The 283-nt window shown below is 43.5% G+C and carries 1 rRNA gene; it reads right to left on the minus strand.

What is annotated here, in order from left to right:
* A 23S ribosomal RNA gene (locus RH99_RS18140) occupies window positions 1-229 on the minus strand; the annotation flags it as partial.
* Window positions 230-283 lie beyond the last annotated feature (54 nt).

Here is a 283-nt window from a genome sequence, read left to right on the forward strand (position 1 = left end):
TATTTCTTTCTCTTCCTCCGGGTACTTAGATGTTTCAGTTCCCCGGGTGTGTCTCTATATACCTATGTATTCAGTATAAAGTACATATCTTTGGATATGTGGGTTTCCCCATTCGGAAATCTCCGGATCACAGGCTATTTGCGCCTACCCGAAGCTTATCGCAGCTTGTCGCGTCCTTCTTCGACTTCTAGTGCCAAGGCATTCACCATGCGCCCTTTGTAGCTTGACCTTAATTACTCTCAGGCGTTAGCCTTAAGAGTTTAGTCTTCTTTTTATTTTCAAT

This window comes from Clostridium arbusti SL206, from assembly GCF_000246895.1.
Taxonomy (GTDB): Bacteria; Bacillota; Clostridia; order Clostridiales; family Clostridiaceae; genus Clostridium_I; species Clostridium_I arbusti.